The 18,156-nt window shown below is 43.5% G+C and carries 18 protein-coding genes and 1 tRNA gene; 14 read left to right on the plus strand and 5 right to left on the minus strand.

The annotated features are described in order from the left end of the window. Nucleotides 1–3: 3 nt before the first annotated feature. Nucleotides 4–1,878 carry a selenocysteine-specific translation elongation factor gene (gene selB, locus FHQ23_RS07090; protein WP_139613691.1) on the minus strand — a complete coding sequence of 625 codons (1,875 nt, stop codon included), beginning with the start codon at nucleotides 1,876–1,878 and terminating at the stop codon, nucleotides 4–6. Then, nucleotides 1,875–3,266: an L-seryl-tRNA(Sec) selenium transferase gene (selA, locus tag FHQ23_RS07095; RefSeq protein ID WP_139613692.1), complete on the minus strand. Its 1,392-nt coding sequence runs from the start codon at nucleotides 3,264–3,266 to the stop codon at nucleotides 1,875–1,877. Before selA ends, selB begins: the two co-directional genes overlap by 4 nt. Nucleotides 3,267–3,364: 98 nt before the next feature. Between selA and FHQ23_RS12390 the strand changes: the two genes are divergently transcribed. From FHQ23_RS12390 to FHQ23_RS07160, 14 genes are all read left to right on the plus strand, one after another. Further along, a tRNA-Sec gene (locus tag FHQ23_RS12390) sits at nucleotides 3,365–3,459 on the plus strand. An 86-nt stretch (nucleotides 3,460–3,545) separates the two neighbouring features. Beyond that, nucleotides 3,546–5,021, plus strand: a complete 1,476-nt coding sequence (locus FHQ23_RS07100) for a TrkH family potassium uptake protein (RefSeq protein WP_267963655.1) — start codon at nucleotides 3,546–3,548, stop codon at nucleotides 5,019–5,021. A gap of 19 nt (nucleotides 5,022–5,040) precedes the next feature. Next, a complete protein-coding gene (gene mioC, locus FHQ23_RS07105; RefSeq protein WP_139613693.1) occupies nucleotides 5,041–5,502 on the plus strand; it encodes an FMN-binding protein MioC in 462 nt (153 codons plus the stop codon). Nucleotides 5,503–5,938: 436 nt separating this feature from the next. Next, entirely contained in the window at nucleotides 5,939–7,831 is a 1,893-nt protein-coding gene (mnmG, locus tag FHQ23_RS07110) for a tRNA uridine-5-carboxymethylaminomethyl(34) synthesis enzyme MnmG (RefSeq protein ID WP_139613694.1), read from the plus strand. Then, on the plus strand, nucleotides 7,828–8,460 hold the full coding sequence (gene rsmG / locus FHQ23_RS07115; RefSeq protein WP_139613695.1) for a 16S rRNA (guanine(527)-N(7))-methyltransferase RsmG: 633 nt from the start codon (nucleotides 7,828–7,830) through the stop codon (nucleotides 8,458–8,460). Before mnmG ends, rsmG begins: the two co-directional genes overlap by 4 nt. A gap of 247 nt (nucleotides 8,461–8,707) precedes the next feature. Beyond that, nucleotides 8,708–9,115: an ATP synthase subunit I gene (locus FHQ23_RS07120; RefSeq protein ID WP_139613696.1), complete on the plus strand. Its 408-nt coding sequence runs from the start codon at nucleotides 8,708–8,710 to the stop codon at nucleotides 9,113–9,115. An 8-nt stretch (nucleotides 9,116–9,123) separates the two neighbouring features. Beyond that, entirely contained in the window at nucleotides 9,124–9,924 is an 801-nt protein-coding gene (gene atpB / locus FHQ23_RS07125; RefSeq protein WP_084257556.1) for a F0F1 ATP synthase subunit A, read from the plus strand. Between the two features lie 90 nt (nucleotides 9,925–10,014). Then, the gene (gene atpE / locus FHQ23_RS07130; protein WP_139613697.1) at nucleotides 10,015–10,269 is read left to right on the plus strand and encodes a F0F1 ATP synthase subunit C; all 255 of its coding nucleotides are present in this window, start codon (nucleotides 10,015–10,017) and stop codon (nucleotides 10,267–10,269) included. Between the two features lie 62 nt (nucleotides 10,270–10,331). Beyond that, nucleotides 10,332–10,802 (plus strand): F0F1 ATP synthase subunit B, encoded by a 471-nt coding sequence (gene atpF / locus FHQ23_RS07135; protein WP_139613698.1) that lies wholly within the window; start codon nucleotides 10,332–10,334, stop codon nucleotides 10,800–10,802. Nucleotides 10,803–10,815: 13 nt separating this feature from the next. Next, entirely contained in the window at nucleotides 10,816–11,349 is a 534-nt protein-coding gene (atpH, locus tag FHQ23_RS07140) for a F0F1 ATP synthase subunit delta (protein ID WP_139613699.1), read from the plus strand. Between the two features lie 12 nt (nucleotides 11,350–11,361). Next, nucleotides 11,362–12,903 carry a F0F1 ATP synthase subunit alpha gene (gene atpA, locus FHQ23_RS07145; RefSeq protein WP_139613700.1) on the plus strand — a complete coding sequence of 514 codons (1,542 nt, stop codon included), beginning with the start codon at nucleotides 11,362–11,364 and terminating at the stop codon, nucleotides 12,901–12,903. Between the two features lie 25 nt (nucleotides 12,904–12,928). Further along, the gene (gene atpG / locus FHQ23_RS07150) at nucleotides 12,929–13,795 is read left to right on the plus strand and encodes a F0F1 ATP synthase subunit gamma (RefSeq protein ID WP_132965361.1); all 867 of its coding nucleotides are present in this window, start codon (nucleotides 12,929–12,931) and stop codon (nucleotides 13,793–13,795) included. A gap of 21 nt (nucleotides 13,796–13,816) precedes the next feature. Further along, nucleotides 13,817–15,190 (plus strand): F0F1 ATP synthase subunit beta, encoded by a 1,374-nt coding sequence (gene atpD / locus FHQ23_RS07155; protein WP_132965359.1) that lies wholly within the window; start codon nucleotides 13,817–13,819, stop codon nucleotides 15,188–15,190. Nucleotides 15,191–15,237: 47 nt separating this feature from the next. Next, on the plus strand, nucleotides 15,238–15,666 hold the full coding sequence (locus tag FHQ23_RS07160; protein ID WP_139613701.1) for a F0F1 ATP synthase subunit epsilon: 429 nt from the start codon (nucleotides 15,238–15,240) through the stop codon (nucleotides 15,664–15,666). Between the two features lie 31 nt (nucleotides 15,667–15,697). Here the strand turns inward: FHQ23_RS07160 and msrQ are convergent, their stop codons facing one another. The 3 genes from msrQ to sodC form a co-directional block, all read right to left on the minus strand. Next, nucleotides 15,698–16,309 (minus strand): protein-methionine-sulfoxide reductase heme-binding subunit MsrQ, encoded by a 612-nt coding sequence (gene msrQ / locus FHQ23_RS07165; protein ID WP_139613702.1) that lies wholly within the window; start codon nucleotides 16,307–16,309, stop codon nucleotides 15,698–15,700. Further along, nucleotides 16,309–17,235 carry a protein-methionine-sulfoxide reductase catalytic subunit MsrP gene (gene msrP / locus FHQ23_RS07170; RefSeq protein WP_139613703.1) on the minus strand — a complete coding sequence of 309 codons (927 nt, stop codon included), beginning with the start codon at nucleotides 17,233–17,235 and terminating at the stop codon, nucleotides 16,309–16,311. The genes msrQ and msrP overlap by 1 nt, the downstream gene beginning before the upstream one ends. 201 nt (nucleotides 17,236–17,436) lie before the next feature. Beyond that, complete coding sequence (gene sodC / locus FHQ23_RS07175) at nucleotides 17,437–17,991, minus strand: superoxide dismutase family protein (protein ID WP_139613704.1); 555 nt, start codon at nucleotides 17,989–17,991, stop codon at nucleotides 17,437–17,439. Nucleotides 17,992–18,156: the final 165 nt, after the last annotated feature.

Below are 18,156 nucleotides of genomic sequence, written 5' to 3' on the forward strand. Positions count from 1 at the left end.
CGGTTAAGCTTCAAAAATATCGCCGTCACGCAGCAAATGCACATCCCCTTTACGCCGCAAAAAACCGCACTTGTCGAAATATTCTATCAGTTGCACTGTCATTTTGCGCCCAAATTGCAGCTGATCGCGTAATTCATTCACCGAAATTTCGCCGTGCTGCTGAATATGCTGTTTAATTTGGCTAGCATACGCCACAACGGTTTCACTCAGAAAAAAACGGTCTTTGATAATGGCAGTCAAATAGCCGAGCTTACCGGCTTTATATAGAAAATTGCGCATTTGTTGCTCGTCCACCGCCAACATTTTTGCTAAATCACGCACCCACAGTGCTTGTTTATCGGCGCTGAAAATCGGCTTAACCTGCTGCCACAACTGCTGTTCGTCACTGGTGAATTCAATTCTATGATCGGGCAGATGTATCCAACCACGTGTTTGTGCCAACTGTCCAGCGTCGATCAACGCCTCAATCAAATGGTAAATCAATTCAATCGGCTGCTTCAAACACGCCATGCGCTGCAAGCGAGCTTTAGAAATTCCCAATTGATCGGTGTGCTGCTGGTGATAAAGCTGCACGGCTTGCAATAGCCGTTGCTGCTGTTGCTGCCGATAATCTTGATCAAATAAATATTGGCGCACTCTTTCAAAACCAAGCTGTTGTTGCAGGTGTGAAAATTGTGGTTCGCTTAGCTGCTCCAACCAGCAAACCGCACTTTTATCCACGCAACCCTGCTGCAAATACAGCGCCAAACGTTGCTGACTGTTTTGGCTGTTTACCAATTGCCACAAATAAGCCAAACGCATTTCGCTACGTTTATAGCGCGTCGGCGAGTTGATTTCCAATACTTTTGCCCCAGCAAGCGTCTGTTTATTGTCGCCGCTGCGGAGAATCAACTTATCGCCAAACAGCAAAAATAACGGCACTTGCAACACCACTTCAGCCAGCACTTTTTCTCCGCTTGCTACGCTGTTTTTTTGCAGCAGCGTCAGTTTGCCGACCGTATGGGTTGCGGCATGATATAGATGAATCGGCTGGCTGGCTTTCAAAGTTTGAATCGGATCGAGCAACAGCGTAATTCGATCACTACTATAAGCTTGATGATGCGAAAACAACCAGTCCCCACGCTCAATTTTGTGTTGCTCCGCAGCACCAAGATTAATGGCTAAACGCTGTCCAGCATAGCCTTGCTGTGCCGCTTGGTTTTGTGCATGAATATTTTTTACCCGCAGCGCTTGTTTCAAATTGGTCGATAAAAGCAGAGCATCGTCCAATGCTACTTGTCCAGCAAACGCAGTACCTGTCACGACTTTTCCTGCACCTTTAATGTGAAAAACACGGTCAACCGCATAGCGGAACGGCTGCTCGCTTTGCTGGCTGTCCACAAGGGTGGCAAGATAATCTCGCAATTCAGCAATACCGAGCCCACTCAACGTGGAAGTAACAAAAACCGCACTTTTACCACTGCTTTGTACTAAAAAAGGATAGCGTTGGAACAGCGTTTGTTGCAATTGATCAGTTTGCGTTTTTGTAACCTTGTCCGCTTTGGTGATCACCAAGATAATTTGTTTAAAATCCAATAATTTGAGCAAGGTTAAATGTTCGTCGGTTTGCGGTTTGATGCCTTCATCGGCGGCAACAACCAGCATCGCATAATTTACCCCACCCAGTCCGGCAAGCATATTGGATAAAAAGCGTTCATGTCCCGGCACATCTATAAATCCCAAAACGTTGCCATTCGCCAACGGCAGATAGGCATAGCCTAAATCAATCGTCATACCCCGTTTTTTTTCTTCCGGCAAATGGGTGGTGTCGGTGCCCGTCAAGGCATGGATAAGTGCGGTTTTGCCGTGATCAACATGCCCGGCGCTGACAATAATCATAGTTCGTCCAAAATGGTTAAAAGTTGTTGCGGATGGGCAACGCTGCGTAGATCAAGCCACAATTTTTGCTGTTCGATTCGTCCGATAATCGGCTGGCTGAGCTGTTTCAACGAGCGGATCAACTGCATTAACTCCTCATTTTTGCCTGAGTGCGGTTGCAGCGTCACCGCAAGTGACGGAATACGATGCATCGGTTGCGATCCGCTACCGATTTGTGCCGAACTGGATTCGATTTGCAGCTGATAATCAGCACTCAGTTTTTCTTGTAGTTTTTGTAACAGTAACTCAGCAACTTGTTGTAATTCATCTAAATTCTGAGTTAATAAACGCAAGGTTGGATTAGTTTTGGTTAAAGTATCCGCAAAAAGATAATCACGCAATGTGGCTTCCAAACCTGCCAAAATCACTTTATCACAGCGCAAAACCCGTTTCAGAGGATGCTGTTGCAAGCGGTCGATCAGCGCTTTGTTGCCGACAATAATCCCAGCTTGTGGTCCGCCCAGTAGTTTATCACCGGAAAATGAGACCAAATCAACCCCGTCAGCCAACATCCTTTGTGGCGTCGGCTCTGCAGGCAGTCCGTAGCGGCTTAAATCAAGCAGCGCACCGCTGCCTAAATCACTGATCAACGGCAAGCCGTGCTGCCGTGCCAATTGTGCCAGTTCCGCTTCGGACACACTTTCGGTGAAACCACAAATTTGGTAGTTACTGCAATGGACTTTCATCAAAAGTGCGGTATTTTCAGTAATATTGTTGTGATAATCTGCTAAACGGGTGCGATTGGTGGTACCAACCTCCACTAATTTGCAACCGGCTTGCTGCATAATATCGGGAATACGAAATGCACCACCGATTTCGATCAACTCGCCACGGGAAATAATCACCTCTTTACCAGAAGCAAATGTCGCCAATAACAACAACACTGCTGCAGCATTATTATTGACGATACAAGCCGCTTGTGCCCCGCACAACTGCGCCAGCAATTCACTGATAGCGTGATCACGATGGCTGCGCTTGCCCTGCTGTAAATCAAACTCCAATGCCACATTTTCTCGCATCGCCGCCAACGCTGCCTGCTGTGCCGCTTCGCCCCACAACGCACGCCCCAAATTGGTGTGCAAAACGGTGCCTGTCAGATTATGGACTTTTTTAATCGCAACCTGCCGCTGCAATTGCAAATTATAACTCAGTTTTTTATACAACACTGAAAAATCACTGAAATAGCGCGGCAATTGCTGTTGTTGCTGAATATGTAAACGTGCTTGTTGCAGCAGACTGCGCAACTGATTCACCACCGCCAAATGCCCAAAACGCTCAATCAGTAGCTCTCCTTGCGGTGTACTTAATATTTTGTCAACGGAAGGCAATAATCGATAAAGAGAATTCATAGTAGCACCGGTTAAAATTATCATCGTGGAATGATTTGATTTTAATGCTATTTTAATTAAAATTCAGTACAATATTGCTACCGAACGCAAAAATCAGAGGAAGATCGTCGTTTCCGGTGAAGCGGCAGGACTTCAAATCCTGTTGAGGCTGCCAGCAGTCTCGGGTGGGTTCAACTCCCATGATCTTCCGCCAACTCAATAAAATCAACCTTCTATAAAAATTGATTTGTCATATCACTTAAGCAATAAATTTGCTTTTCTGATTCGTTGGCGTAATCTATGGCAAATCTCAGCCAATCGATAAATATCATTATGTTTAATTCAGCCTTTATCCTTTACACACTAGGTTCGGTACTGAATAAAATTGCCTATTTATTGCTGTTACCGATCATTACCGCACTTGTCACCAACGGTGACGGTTTAGCCGAATTCAGCCAATCATTTGTTATTATATTATTCTGCTCTTTTTTATTAACTTGGAAAAAACCGAGCAATATGGCACTTCGGGTAAAAGATATGTTGCTGATGACCACCTTAATTTGGGTGATTGTCGGGCTTTTTAGTGCCTTACCGTTTATTTTTATTAAGCATATCTCTTTAACCGATGCTTACTTTGAAACAATGTCCGGCTTAACCACCACCGGTTCCAGTGTCTTAAGCAATTTGAATAACACCGCACCAAGTTTATTAATGTGGCGTTCTACATTGCAATGGATCGGTGGTTTGGGAATGATTGTGATGGCGGTGGCGATTCTGCCGTTTTTAAATGTTGGCGGTATGACATTGTTTCGTAGCGAATCCTCCGATTGGTCAGAGAAAAGCACCCCGCATACTAAAGATATCGCTAAAAATATTATTCGAATCTATATCTTGCTAACTTTTTTATCAATTATTGCTTTTATGCTGAGCGGAATGTCTTTTTTTGACGCGATAAATCATAGTTTTGCCGCACTTTCTACCGGTGGTTTTTCAACACGCGATGCCGGGTTGGCAGATTATTCCAATGCAGCACAATGGGTTTGTGCATTATTTATGTTTTTAGGATCATTGCCGTTTTTACTGTTTTTACAAGCCGCCCAAAAACGAAATTTTAAAATCATCGCATACAACCAACAAATAGTCGGTTTTACGCTGTTTATTGTGGTCATCGGTTTATTTTTAACGTTCTATCTCTATCAACAGCATATTTTTAATTTTAATGACAGCCTACGCTTCAGTTTTTTCTCATTAATCAATATCTTATCTACCAGTGGTTTTACTTTAGTCAATTTTGATACCTGGACTAGCGCCACCACGATTATTCTTGCATTTGCTTTTTTGATCGGTGGCTGTTCAGGATCGACTGCTGGCGGGATTAAAATTTTTCGTTTTCAAATTATTTTCAGTTTATTAAAAATTCAAATTCAAACACTAGTTCATCCCAACAGTGTACATTTGCTGCAATATAACGGTAAAAAAGTACAAAATAACACTTTATTTGCGATTATCACCTTTATATTTTGTTATTTCATCAGTATCTTTGTATTAAGTGTATTATTGGCAATCAGCGGAATGGACTCATTAGATGCACTCAGCAGTGCCGCAACTGCAATCGGCAATGTCGGGCCAGGACTAGGTCCGGCAGTCGGACCTAGTGGCAATTTTGCCAACATTCCAGAAATAGCCAAATGGCTGATGTCTATTGGTATGTTGTTAGGACGATTAGAAATTACCACAATGTTGGTGCTGCTGTTTCCGAGATATTGGAAAATGTAACACTTTAATTAGGAATATTATGAAAAATACGATTTGTATCATCACCGGCAGTACCTTAGGCAACGCTGAATATTTAGCAGAATACTGTGAAGATCAATTACAACAACAAGGTTACAAAACCGCACTTTTGCACGGTCCTGATTGGCAAGCTGTACAAGACTATCGCGAATGGCTGATCATCACCTCTACCCACGGCGCCGGTGAATTGCCGGATAATTTATACCCATTATTTGAACATATCGAAAATGCAGTTGATCAGCTTAATCAACTGCATTTTTCAGTTATCGGACTTGGTAACTCCGATTATGATACTTTCTGTTTTGCGGTTGACAAAGTCGAACGGATCCTGCAAAGCAAACAAGCAAATAAACGTTGCCCTTCGTTGAAAATTGATGTACTACAAAACCTCGATCATGATCAACAAGCTGGCGAGTGGCTGCCAAATTTATACGATCAGCTAAGCAAATCATATTTATCTTAAAAAATTTATCAAAAACTTTTAAAAAAACAGTTGTGGATAACTTAGATCAAATCTGTTTAAAAGCTGTTTTATTTACTTGAATAAAGTTAACATCAACTTTAGTTGTGGATAAAAAGTGTTTTTATCCACAGCAAATTTTGAACAAAACGCGATCTTCTCTACAGCTACCAAAGGATCGCAAGATCTTATTTTAAAACAAAAAAAGGATCTTATTCACAAGATCAAGCTCTGCTAATAATAACAATAATAAGATCTTTATATATAAAAAGATCTTTATTTAATTATTCACGATCTTTTCCCACACCGCTGTTTTAGATCACGGATCGTTACGATAAATTCCCTTTAACGATCCAACTAAATTCAGTAGAATAGCCCACAATTTTACAATCGATAGATCAAAATCCGTCGATAGTTCTCAAAATCAACAAGGCTTTTTATGATTTATACTGACAGTTATGATGTGATCGTCGTGGGCGGTGGTCATGCAGGTACCGAAGCAGCGCTTGCCCCTGCTAGAATGGGATTAAAAACACTACTATTAACCCACAATGTTGATACGTTAGGACAAATGTCTTGTAATCCTGCAATTGGTGGGATCGGCAAAGGACATTTAGTGAAAGAGATCGATGCGATGGGTGGATTAATGGCAATCGCAGCGGATCAAGCGGGGATCCAATTTCGGACGTTAAACAGCAGTAAAGGCCAGGCAGTACGCGCAACGCGTGCCCAAGCTGATCGGGTTTTATATCGTCAGGCGGTGCGGATCACGCTGGAAAATCAAGAAAATTTGGATATTTTTCAGCAGGAAGTGATCGATATTATTTTAGATCAAGATCGTGTCAGCGGTGTTAAAACCAAAATGGGACTGACGTTCCATGCCCGCTCGGTGATCCTGACCGCAGGTACCTTTTTAGCCGGTAAGATCCATATTGGTATGCAAAATTATGTTGGTGGTCGAGCCGGTGATCCGGCGTCGATCATGTTGGCTGATCGTTTGCGTGAACTGAATTTACGGGTTGATCGCCTGAAAACCGGCACTCCGCCACGACTAGATGCACGTACGATTGACTTTTCAGTATTAGAAAAACAGCATGGTGATGCGGTATTGCCAGTCTTCTCTTTTATGGGATCGGTGGATCAACATCCCCGCCAGATTCCTTGCTACATCACTCATACCAATGAAAAAGCCCATGATCTAATTCGGGCTAATTTAGATCGCAGCCCAATGTATGCCGGAGTGATCGAAGGAATCGGTCCACGCTACTGCCCGTCGATCGAAGATAAAGTGATGCGCTTTGCTGAACGTAACAGTCATCAGATCTATTTGGAACCGGAAGGATTGACCAGTAATGAGATCTACCCGAACGGAATCTCGACCAGCTTGCCGTTTGATGTGCAAATGGGGATCGTCAATTCGATGAAAGGCTTGGAAAAAGCACGGATCATGAAGCCCGGTTATGCGATTGAGTACGACTATTTTGATCCGCGAGATCTAAAACCGTCGTTGGAAACCAAAACGATCAACGGGTTATTTTTTGCTGGACAGATCAACGGTACTACCGGTTATGAAGAGGCAGCGGCGCAAGGATTATTAGCAGGAATCAATGCAGGCTTGTTTGTACAGCAAAAACCGGCGTGGTATCCGCGCCGTGATCAAGCCTATCTGGGCGTATTAGTTGATGACCTTTGTACCTTAGGCACTAAAGAGCCATATAGGGTATTTACCTCCCGTGCCGAATATCGTCTGCTGCTGCGTGAAGATAATGCTGATCTGCGTTTGACCCCGATTGCCAGAGAATTGGGATTAATTGATGAAGCACGTTGGACACGTTTTAATCAGAAACTGGAAAATATTGCACAAGAACAACAGCGTTTGCGCCAAATTTGGATTCACACTCAATCAGCTCATTTAGCGGAAGTGAATAGTATTTTGAATACCCCATTAACCCGTGAAGCCAGTGGTGAAGATCTGTTGCGTCGCCCGGAAGTGGATTATAAAAAACTGACCGCACTTTCGGCCTTCGCACCGGCATGTGCCGATGTTGAAGCTGCAGAACAGGTTGAAATTTCAATTAAATATCAAGGCTATATTGAACATCAGCATGAAGAAATTGCACGGCATAAGCGGCATGAAAGCACAACTATTCCGGATAATTTCGATTATGACAAAGTCAGCGGGCTATCCAATGAAGTGCGGTTAAAACTGACCCAGCATCGTCCGGTATCGATTGGACAGGCATCACGGATTTCAGGTGTTACACCGGCAGCTATCTCTATTTTGCTGGTTAACTTAAAAAAGCAAGGTATGTTAAAACGTGGTGATGAATGAAATTGTATAACCGATTAGATCAACTATTGGCGCAAACCGCACTTTCGCCCACCGATCAGCAAAAACAGCAGCTAGTGACTTTTGTTGAATTATTGGATAAGTGGAATAAGGCTTATAATCTGACTTCGGTGCGCGATCCGCACGATATGTTAATCAAACATATTCTGGATAGTCTGGTGGTGAGCCCTTATTTACAAGGCAAACGTTTTATTGATGTCGGCACTGGTCCTGGCTTGCCAGGGATTCCATTGGCAATTATTAATCCCGATCAGCACTATTTTTTGTTGGACAGTTTAGGCAAGCGAATTACCTTCATCCGTCAGGTGATCCGTCAGTTAGGATTGACTAACGTAATGCCAATTCAAAGCCGTGTTGAGCAATATCAGCCCGAAGTGCGGTTTGATGGTGTACTTAGCCGTGCATTTGCTTCATTAAAAGATATGACTGAATGGTGTCAGCATTTGCTTGATCAATCTGGGCACTTTTATGCTTTGAAAGGAATTTATCATCCGGACGAATTACAGCCGTTGGATCTGCAATTTCAGTTACAGCAAAAGATAAAATTGATGGTGCCGGAACTGGTCGGCGAAAGGCATTTAGTGATTTTGTCCAAGACGGATAAACAATAAATTAGGTTTCATTATTGAGTGAAAAATAGCAATCCGTATTTTATTGTGATAAAAAAGTAAAAAAATTTTAATAAATGTTAACTGAATAACATTTTTAACGGCTTTAATCGTTGCAATAATTAAATCTGACCGTATAATTTAACCTGTTTTGTTAGCGCGGAAATTACCCCGTTTTAGGTAGTTTTTTAACACTAGGCATAACTTCACCTGAAGAATAAAACGATGATTTTGGTGAATAGGAAATCAGATGTCAGCGGTATTGGATAGAAACAGAAAACGTTATCATAAAGCGTTTATTATCGAACTGGCATTAATCCTAATTGTTTATGCATTAATCCGATTGTTACAACCCGCATTCTCTTTTTCGTTTTTATTGGGCGCTTTGATTGGTTGGTTGCCGCAACTGGTATTGGTTGTTTATGTATTTTATCTGCGTACAAACTTGCAATCGGAACATAAGTTAAAAGCGTTGTATCAAGGAGAAGCGATTAAAATAGTTTTAACTATTATTTTATTATTGCTGGTTTTTATTAACATTGATTTAGCGCCGCTAGCGTTTTTTGCCGGCTATTTTGGTTTAATATTGCTTAATAATCTTTTACCTTTTGTACTGCAAAAGCATGCAGAAAGTAAAATCAACTCACTTACGAAGTAGGAAATTGTATGGCTGCCGAAGGTTCATCTCAAACTTCTATTGAATATATCCAACACCACCTTTCGTTTCTCACCCATGGCGACGGTTTTTGGTCAATCAATCTTGACTCGATTTTCTTTTCTGTTCTTTGTGGTTTTCTGTTTCTTTTCATTTTTAGAAAAGTGGCGAAAAAGGCGACCAGCGGGGTTCCGGGAAAACTGCAATGTGCGGTTGAAATGTTGGTCGAATGGGTCGACGGCGTTGTCAGGGATAATTTCCAAGGCAGTCGCAACTTTATCGGACCGCTGGGTTTAACCGTATTTGTCTGGGTATTGTTAATGAACACCATCGACTTGGTACCGGTCGATTATCTACCGCAAGTTGCGCATGCATTGGGTTTTGAATATCTGCGCGCCGTGCCGACTGCCGATATGAACATCACGTTCGGAATGTCGATAGCGGTCTTTTTCCTGATTATTATTTATACTGTAAAATCCAAAGGCTTCGGCGGGTTGGTGAAAGAGTATACCATGCACCCGTTCACCCACCCTATTTTTATTCCGGTCAACTTTTTGCTGGAAACCGTAACCTTATTAGCCAAGCCGGTTTCTTTAGGCTTGCGTCTGTTCGGTAACTTATATGCTGGAGAATTGATTTTTATTCTGATTGCACTGACCTACTCCGCCAATTATCTGGTCGGCGGCTTGGGCGTCGGTTTGCATCTGGCTTGGGCTATCTTCCATATTTTGATCGTTATTTTGCAAGCCTTTATTTTTATGATGCTGACCATCGTGTACATCAGTATCGCTTATAATAAAGCGGAACATTAAGTCTTTGACTAAACATACGTTTTTAATTGATAAACAATTTATTTTAACCCGGCAATTTTGCCAACACTTAACTTAAACATGGAGAAACTCATGGAAACTGTAATCACGGCAACAATTTTCGCTTCTGCAATTATGATTTCAATTGCGGCATTGGGCACAGCAATCGGCTTTGCACTATTAGGCGGTAAATATATGGAGTCTGCTGCCCGTCAACCGGAATTGGCTAACTCTTTGTTGACCAAAATGTTCATCGTGGCAGGTTTACTTGATGCGATTTCAATGATTGCGGTTGGTATTGCGCTGTACTTCATCTTCGTCAGTCCGTTTACTGCGTTATTAGGTTAATTTTTTGGGTTACAGCCGAATGAAGGCTGTAGCTACCTATAACCATTATTGAGGAGGACGTTGTGGATATTAACGCAACACTAATTGGACAATCGATTGCATTCTTGATTTTTGTCTTGTTCTGCATGAAATTTGTCTGGCCACCGGTTATTAAAGCGATCGAAGAGCGCCAATCCGGTATTGCCAATGCTTTGGCAGCAGCCGAAGCGGCTAAAAAAGAGCAATCTGATACTAAGGTTTTGGTTGAACAAGAGCTGAATAGTGCCAAAAAACAAGCGCAAGAGATTGTTGATTTAGCCAACAAACGTCGCAATGAAATTTTGGACGAAGTGCGGTCTGAAGCAGAATCGTTGAAAGCTAAAATTATCGAGCAGGGCTATAGTGAAATTGAAGCTGAACGTAAACGTGCGCAAGAAGAATTACGCGTCAAAGTAGCTTCTTTGGCAGTGGCTGGAGCAGAGAAGATTGTCGGTCGTTCGATTGATGAAGCGGCTAACAGCGACATTATTGATAAATTAGTTGCAGAGCTATAGGAAGGTGGGGCTAATGTCAGAATATATCACAGTCGCACGCCCCTATGCTAAAGCTGCATTTGACTTTGCGGTTGAACAAAACAGAATTGACGCATGGCAAGCCATGTTGGGTTTTGTTGCCGAAGTGGCAGAAAATGACGATATTAAACATTTTTTAAAAGAGTCTTTTTCACCGCAGAAAGTCGCCAAGACTTTCATTGATATATGTGGCGATCAGCTGGATCAATATGGGCAGAATTTTATCCGTTTAATGGCAGAAAATAAGCGCGTAATGGCACTTCCTGAGGTATTTAAACTGTTTCAGGAGCTTGTCGATCAATATAAATCGCTGGCTAATGTTGAAGTGATTTCCGCCGAACCATTAACGCAGAAACAACAACAAAATATTCTCCAGGCAATGGAAAAAAGACTTGCCCGCAAAGTGAAATTAAATTGCAGCATTGATAAAAATCTGATTGGCGGCGCGATTATCCGTACCGATGATTTGGTTATCGACGGCAGCAGCCGTGGTCAATTAAATCGTCTGGCCAATGAGTTGCAATTGTAAGAGGAATAGAAAATGCAACTGAATTCTACAGAAATTAGTGAACTGATTAAAAAACGGATTGCCGATTTTAATGTGACGAGCGAAGCTCGCAACACCGGTACCATCGTTTCAGTAAGTGATGGGATTATCCGTATCCACGGCTTGAGCGATGCAATGCAAGGGGAAATGATTGCATTGCCGGGCAACCGCTTTGCTATTGCGTTGAACTTAGAAAGAGATTCTGTCGGTGCGGTGGTGATGGGACCTTATTCCGATTTAGCCGAAGGCATGGAAGTGCAGTGTACCGGGCGTATTTTGGAAGTGCCGGTCGGACGTAACTTATTGGGTCGTGTAGTGAATACGCTAGGGCAACCGATTGACGGCAAAGGCGAAATTATCGCTGATGCCTATTCGCCGATTGAAGTGATTGCACCGGGCGTTATCGATCGTAAATCGGTCGATCAGCCGGTACAAACCGGATATAAAGCGGTTGACTCCATGGTGCCGATTGGACGTGGTCAACGCGAATTGATTATCGGTGACCGTCAAACCGGCAAAACTGCATTAGCAATCGATGCGATCATCAACCAACGTGATTCCGATATTAAATGTATCTATGTGGCAGTCGGGCAGAAAGCCTCGACTATCGCTAACGTGGTGCGTAAATTGGAAGAGCACGGTGCGCTGGAAAATACTATCGTAGTCGTTGCCTCAGCGGCTGAATCGGCGGCATTGCAATATTTGGCTCCGTATTCCGGCTGTGCAATGGGCGAATTTTTCCGTGACAACGGTGAAGATGCGCTGATCGTTTATGATGATTTGTCGAAGCAAGCGGTTGCTTACCGTCAAATCTCGTTGTTATTACGCCGTCCACCGGGTCGTGAAGCGTTCCCAGGCGATGTATTCTATCTGCACTCCCGTCTGTTAGAACGGGCAGCGCGGGTGAGTGCGGAGTATGTTGAGAAATTTACCAACGGGCGCGTGAAAGGCAAAACTGGTTCTTTGACCGCACTTCCGATCATTGAAACCCAAGCCGGTGACGTATCGGCGTTTGTTCCGACTAACGTAATCTCGATTACCGATGGTCAGATTTTCTTGGAATCTGATTTGTTTAACTCCGGGATCCGTCCGGCGGTTAACCCAGGGATTTCGGTTTCGCGGGTTGGTGGTGCTGCACAAACTAAAGTGGTTAAAAAATTGGCTGGCGGAATTCGTACCGCACTTGCTCAATACCGTGAATTGGCGGCGTTTGCTCAGTTTGCCTCCGATTTGGATGAGGCGACCCGTAAACAGTTGTCGCACGGTCAAAAAGTTACCGAGTTATTGAAACAAACTCAATATTCACCGTTAAGCGTTGGTCAACAAGCCTTGGTGTTGTTTGCAGTGGAGTTCGGTTATCTGGATGATGTGGAATTGGATCGTATCGCCTCTTTTGAAAGCAGTTTATTCGACTTTGCCAACAACAACGAAGCGGAATTCTTAAAACAGCTTTCTGCAACCGGCGACTATAACGATACTATCAAAGATAAATTAAAATCTATCTTAGATAATTTCAAAGCTAAAGGTGCATGGTAATAGCGAACGCTAACGGAGAGATGAAATGGCAGGTGCGAAAGAGATCAGAACCAAAATTGCCAGTGTGAAAAGCACGCAAAAAATCACCAAGGCAATGGAAATGGTTGCAGCCTCAAAAATGCGCAAAACGCAGGAACGCATGTCTTCTTCACGTCCGTATTCTACAGCAATACGCAACGTAATTAGCCATGTTTCCAAAGGTAATATTGAATATCGTCACCCTTTTTTGGTGGAACGTGAAATCAAAAAAGTCGGTTTTTTGGTTATCTCGACAGACCGTGGTTTGTGCGGTGGTTTAAATGTTAATTTGTTTAAAACCGCACTTAGCGAGTTTAAACAGTGGAAAGACAAGCAAGTCAATGTAGAGATTGCACTGCTAGGGTCGAAAGCTATCGGCTTTTTCCACTCGTTGGGCTTGACGATTCGTGGCCAAACCTCCGGCATGGGTGATACCCCGTCGGTGGAACAAATAGTCGGCATTGCCAATACGATGTTTGATAGTTATAGCAGCGGTGAATATGACGCCATTTATATTGTCTATAACAAATTTATCAATACGATGGCGCAGAAGCCGGTGGTGCAGCAGTTGATTCCATTACCGGAGCTGGAAGAAGACGAACTCACAACTGAAAACAGCTGGGACTACCTGTATGAACCAAATTCCAAATATCTGTTGGATAAACTGCTGACCCGTTATTTGGAAGCGCAGGTTTATCAGGCAGTGGTCGAAAATTTGGCGTCAGAACAGGCGGCACGGATGGTGGCGATGAAGTCGGCAACGGATAATGCCGGTAACTTGATTAACGACTTGCAGTTGGTTTACAACAAAGCTCGTCAAGCCAGTATTACAAATGAATTAAACGAAATTGTTGCCGGTGCGGCGGCAATTTAATGAAAAAGTAGAGGATCGGTAATGGCAACAGGAAAAATTGTACAAATCATCGGTGCCGTCATTGACGTTGAATTTCCACAAGATGCAGTGCCAAAAGTATATGATGCGCTAAAAGTGGAAACCGGGTTAACCCTTGAAGTTCAACAACAATTGGGTGGCGGAATCGTGCGTTGTATCGCAATGGGTTCGTCAGACGGCTTAAAACGTCATTTGAGCGTCAGCAACACCAATAACCCGATTTCGGTGCCGGTTGGGGTGAAAACTCTCGGCCGTATTATGAATGTGTTGGGTGAGCCAATTGATGAATTAGGCCCGATTGGGGCAGAAGAGAACTGGTCAATCCATCGTGAAGCGCCAAGTTATGAAGATCAATCTAATAGTGCCGAACTTTTGGAAACCGGTATCAAAGTTATCGACTTGGTATGTCCGTTTGCCAAAGGGGGGAAAGTTGGCTTATTTGGTGGTGCCGGTGTAGGTAAAACCGTGAATATGATGGAGTTAATCCGTAATATCGCGATTGAACACTCCGGTTATTCGGTATTTGCCGGCGTGGGTGAACGTACCCGTGAGGGTAATGACTTCTACCACGAAATGCAGGATTCCAACGTATTGGATAAAGTATCACTGGTGTACGGTCAAATGAATGAGCCACCAGGCAACCGCTTGCGTGTAGCGTTGACTGGGTTAACGATGGCGGAAAAATTCCGTGATGAGGGGCGTGATGTATTATTCTTCGTGGATAATATCTATCGTTATACCTTAGCCGGAACCGAAGTATCCGCACTTTTAGGTCGGATGCCGTCTGCGGTAGGGTATCAGCCGACGTTGGCGGAAGAGATGGGCGTATTGCAAGAGCGGATCACCTCGACCAAAACCGGCTCCATCACCTCAATTCAGGCGGTGTATGTACCGGCGGATGACTTGACTGACCCATCTCCGGCCACAACTTTTGCTCACTTGGATGCCACCGTGGTATTAAGCCGTCAAATTGCCTCGTTGGGGATCTATCCGGCGGTGGATCCGTTGGACTCCACTTCGCGCCAATTAGATCCGTTAGTAGTAGGTAAAGATCACTACGAAGTGGCACGTGGCGTACAATCAACCTTACAGCGTTATAAAGAGTTGAAAGACATTATTGCGATTTTGGGTATGGACGAGTTATCTGAAGATGATAAATTGGTCGTTGCCCGTGCGCGTAAAATCGAGCGTTTCTTATCGCAGCCGTTCTTCGTGGCGGAAGTATTTACCGGTTCTCCGGGTAAATATGTATCGCTAAAAGATACGATTGCCGGTTTTAAAGGAATTTTGGACGGCGAATACGATCATATTCCGGAACAAGCGTTCTATATGGTTGGTTCAATCGACGAAGTCTTAGCAAAAGCTGAGAAAATGTAATCACTCCCTAGGGTATGTGAGTAATAACAGAACTGAAGGAGAATAACATGGCATCTTCATTTGAACTGACTGTAGTTAGTGCGGAGAAACAGATTTTCCATGGTGAGGTCAATAGTATTCAGGTTTCCGGTATTGAAGGGGATCTGGGTATTTTACCGGGGCATACTCCGTTGTTGACCGAAATAAAACCCGGTGTGCTGCAAATCAAGCAGGAAAGCGGACAGGAGATTATTTATATTTCCGGCGGTTTTCTCGAAGTGCAGCCAACTACAGTAACGGTGCTAGCCGATACCGCGATTCGTGGTGATGAACTGGATAAAGATCGGATTCTGGCTGCCAAACGTCGTGCTGAGGAAAATACGCATGCGAAACACGGCGACGTGGATTATTCTTTGTTATCATCGAAATTATCGCGTGAATTGGCTAAATTACAAGCCTATGAATTAACTGAAAAATTAACAAAATCTAAACGCTAATTTTTTCAGTCGATTGCAAAACCCGTCATTTTTAAAACTGGCGGGTTTTATTTTTGTAGGCAATTATCTGATTGCTGAAAAATTTCCAAGCTAAAACCATAAACGCAAAAACCAGAAAAATCAGCGGTTGTAAGGCAATGCCTTTGGTTGACCAATAGTAGTGAATAATCGCTAACACAATAGCCAGATTGCTGAGTTGGTGCAGGATAAACCAGTTTTTTGCCAGTTTGCGGCGTAGAATCGGGATTGAGCTAGTGGCAGGTAGCAGAAAAAAAAGAAATCCTAGCATACCGGCAACCAGATAAGGACGCTTTATAATCTCGCTTAAAAACAGATGGTAATCAAATGCCAATTCCAACGCTAAATAACTTAAAATATGCAAGCTTAACCAAAACAATCCCCACAGCCCTAATGTTTTATGCAGCGCCAGTAGACGTCCCTTGCCGTATAACCGGTTAATAATTCGTAAACTAAACAGGGCGGTAAAAAGATAAAGTGCGGTCAGACCCAAAAAATGGATCAGTTCTTTAATCGGATCTGCGCCGAATATCAGGCTTATATCGCCATAATTCAGGACATAACCTAGCCATAATAACGGCAATAAACCGGCGCAGTGGATTGCAAGGCGTAAAAATGTAAACATTAAAAATTCGCCTTTAAATCTAAACCTCGATAAAGCCACGCCACGTCGTCGGCATAACCGTTAAATGGTAACGTGGCTTGGCGTTTGCTGGAAAACAGCCCGCCACTGCCGATAATTCGCTCGCTGGCTTGTGACCAACGTGGGTGATCAACTGCAGGATTGACATTGGCGTAAAAACCATATTCGTTCGGGGCGAGGCGCTGCCAAGTATTCAGCGGTTGCTGTTCGGTCAAGGTGATTTTGACAATCGATTTAATGCTCTTGAAGCCGTATTTCCAAGGTACAACCAAACGTATCGGTGCGCCATTTTGTGGTAACAAATCTTTGCCGTATAACCCTGTCGCCATTAAGGTCAGCGGGTGCATGGCTTCTTGTATCGTCAACCCTTCAACATAGGGATAATCTATACCGCCGCCAACATAGCGATCACGCTGTCCCGGCATTTGTTGTGGATCGTACAGGGTTTCAAAGCGCACATATTTGGCATTAGCGGTCGGATCGGCTAATTTGAGTAATTGATTCAATTCAAATCCAAGCCATGGCACCACCATTGACCAGGCTTCAACGCAGCGAAAACGGTAGATTCGCTCTTCTGTGGCAAAACGTTGGTGCAGGTCATCCCAATCTAGGGTAAGCGGATTGTTGACTTCGCCATCTATCGTTAGCTTCCACGGGTTGGTTTTGAATGATTTGGCATAACGTTGCGGATCTTGTTTACTAACGCCGAATTCATAGAAATTATTATAACCGATAATATTTTCTTCCGGGGTTGACTTTAATGAAGTTGTTTGCGTGCTGCTATTGTCCGCATAGACAACATTAGGCAGTAATAAACTGCTTCCGCCTATGCCAAGTGCGGTCAGGATTTTACGCCGTTGATGAAAAATCTGTTCGTCGGTAATATCATTTTCCAGTAATTTTTTCATACTTCCCCCTTGTTTGATACTTAGATAGAAGTAATCAATAAAAGTTCGCTGGATTGATAGGTATTTTAGTGTAAAAGAAACCGTTTATAGTCGCATAAATACGACAATCTAGGAGGAAAATAGAAAATGGATAACATATCAGGACGGTCTTCCCCGTCCTGATAACATATTGTTATTAAAAGTAAAAAGTGCGGTGCTCGATTATTTTATGACACCGCACGCCATTCTGGCGCCACCGCCGCCCAGTGGCGCGGGGTGATCGGCATGGTTATCACCACCGGCATGGATCATGATTGCGCGATCTTTAATTTCATCAAGGGATTTCAAACGTGGCGCCAACACCGGATTAGTTGCGGTGCCGTCGGCATTGACGCTTAATGCCGGCAAATCGCCTAAGTGGGCATCATCTTGCCAAGGAAAGCCGTGTTTATTGGTATTTTTCGGATCCCAATGTCCGCCTGCCGCCAAGCCGGCAACCAATTTGCCGTCTTTTTCCTGCGGTTGGCAACTCGGGTTTTGGTGAATATGGAAACCGTGCAGACCAGCGCTCAGACCGTGCAACTCAGGAGTGAATACCAGTCCGTAGGCAGATTCGGTGACAATGATTTTTCCGACATCTTTATTGCCGTTTGCCGGATCGAGCAGCTGCACCTGAATGGTCAGACCGTCATCATGCTGGTGGTTGTGTGCCGCTACCGTCATCGGTAAGGCAAAAGCAGAAAGCGAAAGTGCGGTAATCAGTAGTGTTTTTTTCATAATCTCTCCTATAATGGCAGTCTTAGCACGCAAATAATATACGCCAAAGTACCGTTTAGAAATTAAACGGACTGTTACACAATAAAGTAAAATTGCACTTAGCTTAAGTGATCACGCTCACAAAATAGAAAAATCCCTTTGTTTAAGACTAGGGTCTGTTGATCT

Origin of the sequence: Testudinibacter crocodili (assembly GCF_006228025.1) — a bacterium.
Classification (GTDB): domain Bacteria; phylum Pseudomonadota; class Gammaproteobacteria; order Enterobacterales; family Pasteurellaceae; genus Chelonobacter.

Bases quoted from the DNA above. Each gene is read 5' to 3' on its own strand.
- selB (WP_139613691.1), bottom strand. From the start codon at position 1,878: ATGATTATTGTCAGCGCCGGGCATGTTGATCACGGCAAAACCGCACTT.
- selA (WP_139613692.1), bottom strand. From the start codon at position 3,266: ATGAATTCTCTTTATCGATTATTGCCTTCCGTTGACAAAATATTAAGT.
- FHQ23_RS07100 (WP_267963655.1), top strand. From the start codon at position 3,546: ATGGCAAATCTCAGCCAATCGATAAATATCATTATGTTTAATTCAGCC.
- mioC (WP_139613693.1), top strand. From the start codon at position 5,041: ATGAAAAATACGATTTGTATCATCACCGGCAGTACCTTAGGCAACGCT.
- mnmG (WP_139613694.1), top strand. From the start codon at position 5,939: ATGATTTATACTGACAGTTATGATGTGATCGTCGTGGGCGGTGGTCAT.
- rsmG (WP_139613695.1), top strand. From the start codon at position 7,828: ATGAAATTGTATAACCGATTAGATCAACTATTGGCGCAAACCGCACTT.
- FHQ23_RS07120 (WP_139613696.1), top strand. From the start codon at position 8,708: ATGTCAGCGGTATTGGATAGAAACAGAAAACGTTATCATAAAGCGTTT.
- atpB (WP_084257556.1), top strand. From the start codon at position 9,124: ATGGCTGCCGAAGGTTCATCTCAAACTTCTATTGAATATATCCAACAC.
- atpE (WP_139613697.1), top strand. From the start codon at position 10,015: ATGGAAACTGTAATCACGGCAACAATTTTCGCTTCTGCAATTATGATT.
- atpH (WP_139613699.1), top strand. From the start codon at position 10,816: ATGTCAGAATATATCACAGTCGCACGCCCCTATGCTAAAGCTGCATTT.
- atpA (WP_139613700.1), top strand. From the start codon at position 11,362: ATGCAACTGAATTCTACAGAAATTAGTGAACTGATTAAAAAACGGATT.
- atpG (WP_132965361.1), top strand. From the start codon at position 12,929: ATGGCAGGTGCGAAAGAGATCAGAACCAAAATTGCCAGTGTGAAAAGC.
- atpD (WP_132965359.1), top strand. From the start codon at position 13,817: ATGGCAACAGGAAAAATTGTACAAATCATCGGTGCCGTCATTGACGTT.
- FHQ23_RS07160 (WP_139613701.1), top strand. From the start codon at position 15,238: ATGGCATCTTCATTTGAACTGACTGTAGTTAGTGCGGAGAAACAGATT.
- msrQ (WP_139613702.1), bottom strand. From the start codon at position 16,309: ATGTTTACATTTTTACGCCTTGCAATCCACTGCGCCGGTTTATTGCCG.
- msrP (WP_139613703.1), bottom strand. From the start codon at position 17,235: ATGAAAAAATTACTGGAAAATGATATTACCGACGAACAGATTTTTCAT.
- sodC (WP_139613704.1), bottom strand. From the start codon at position 17,991: ATGAAAAAAACACTACTGATTACCGCACTTTCGCTTTCTGCTTTTGCC.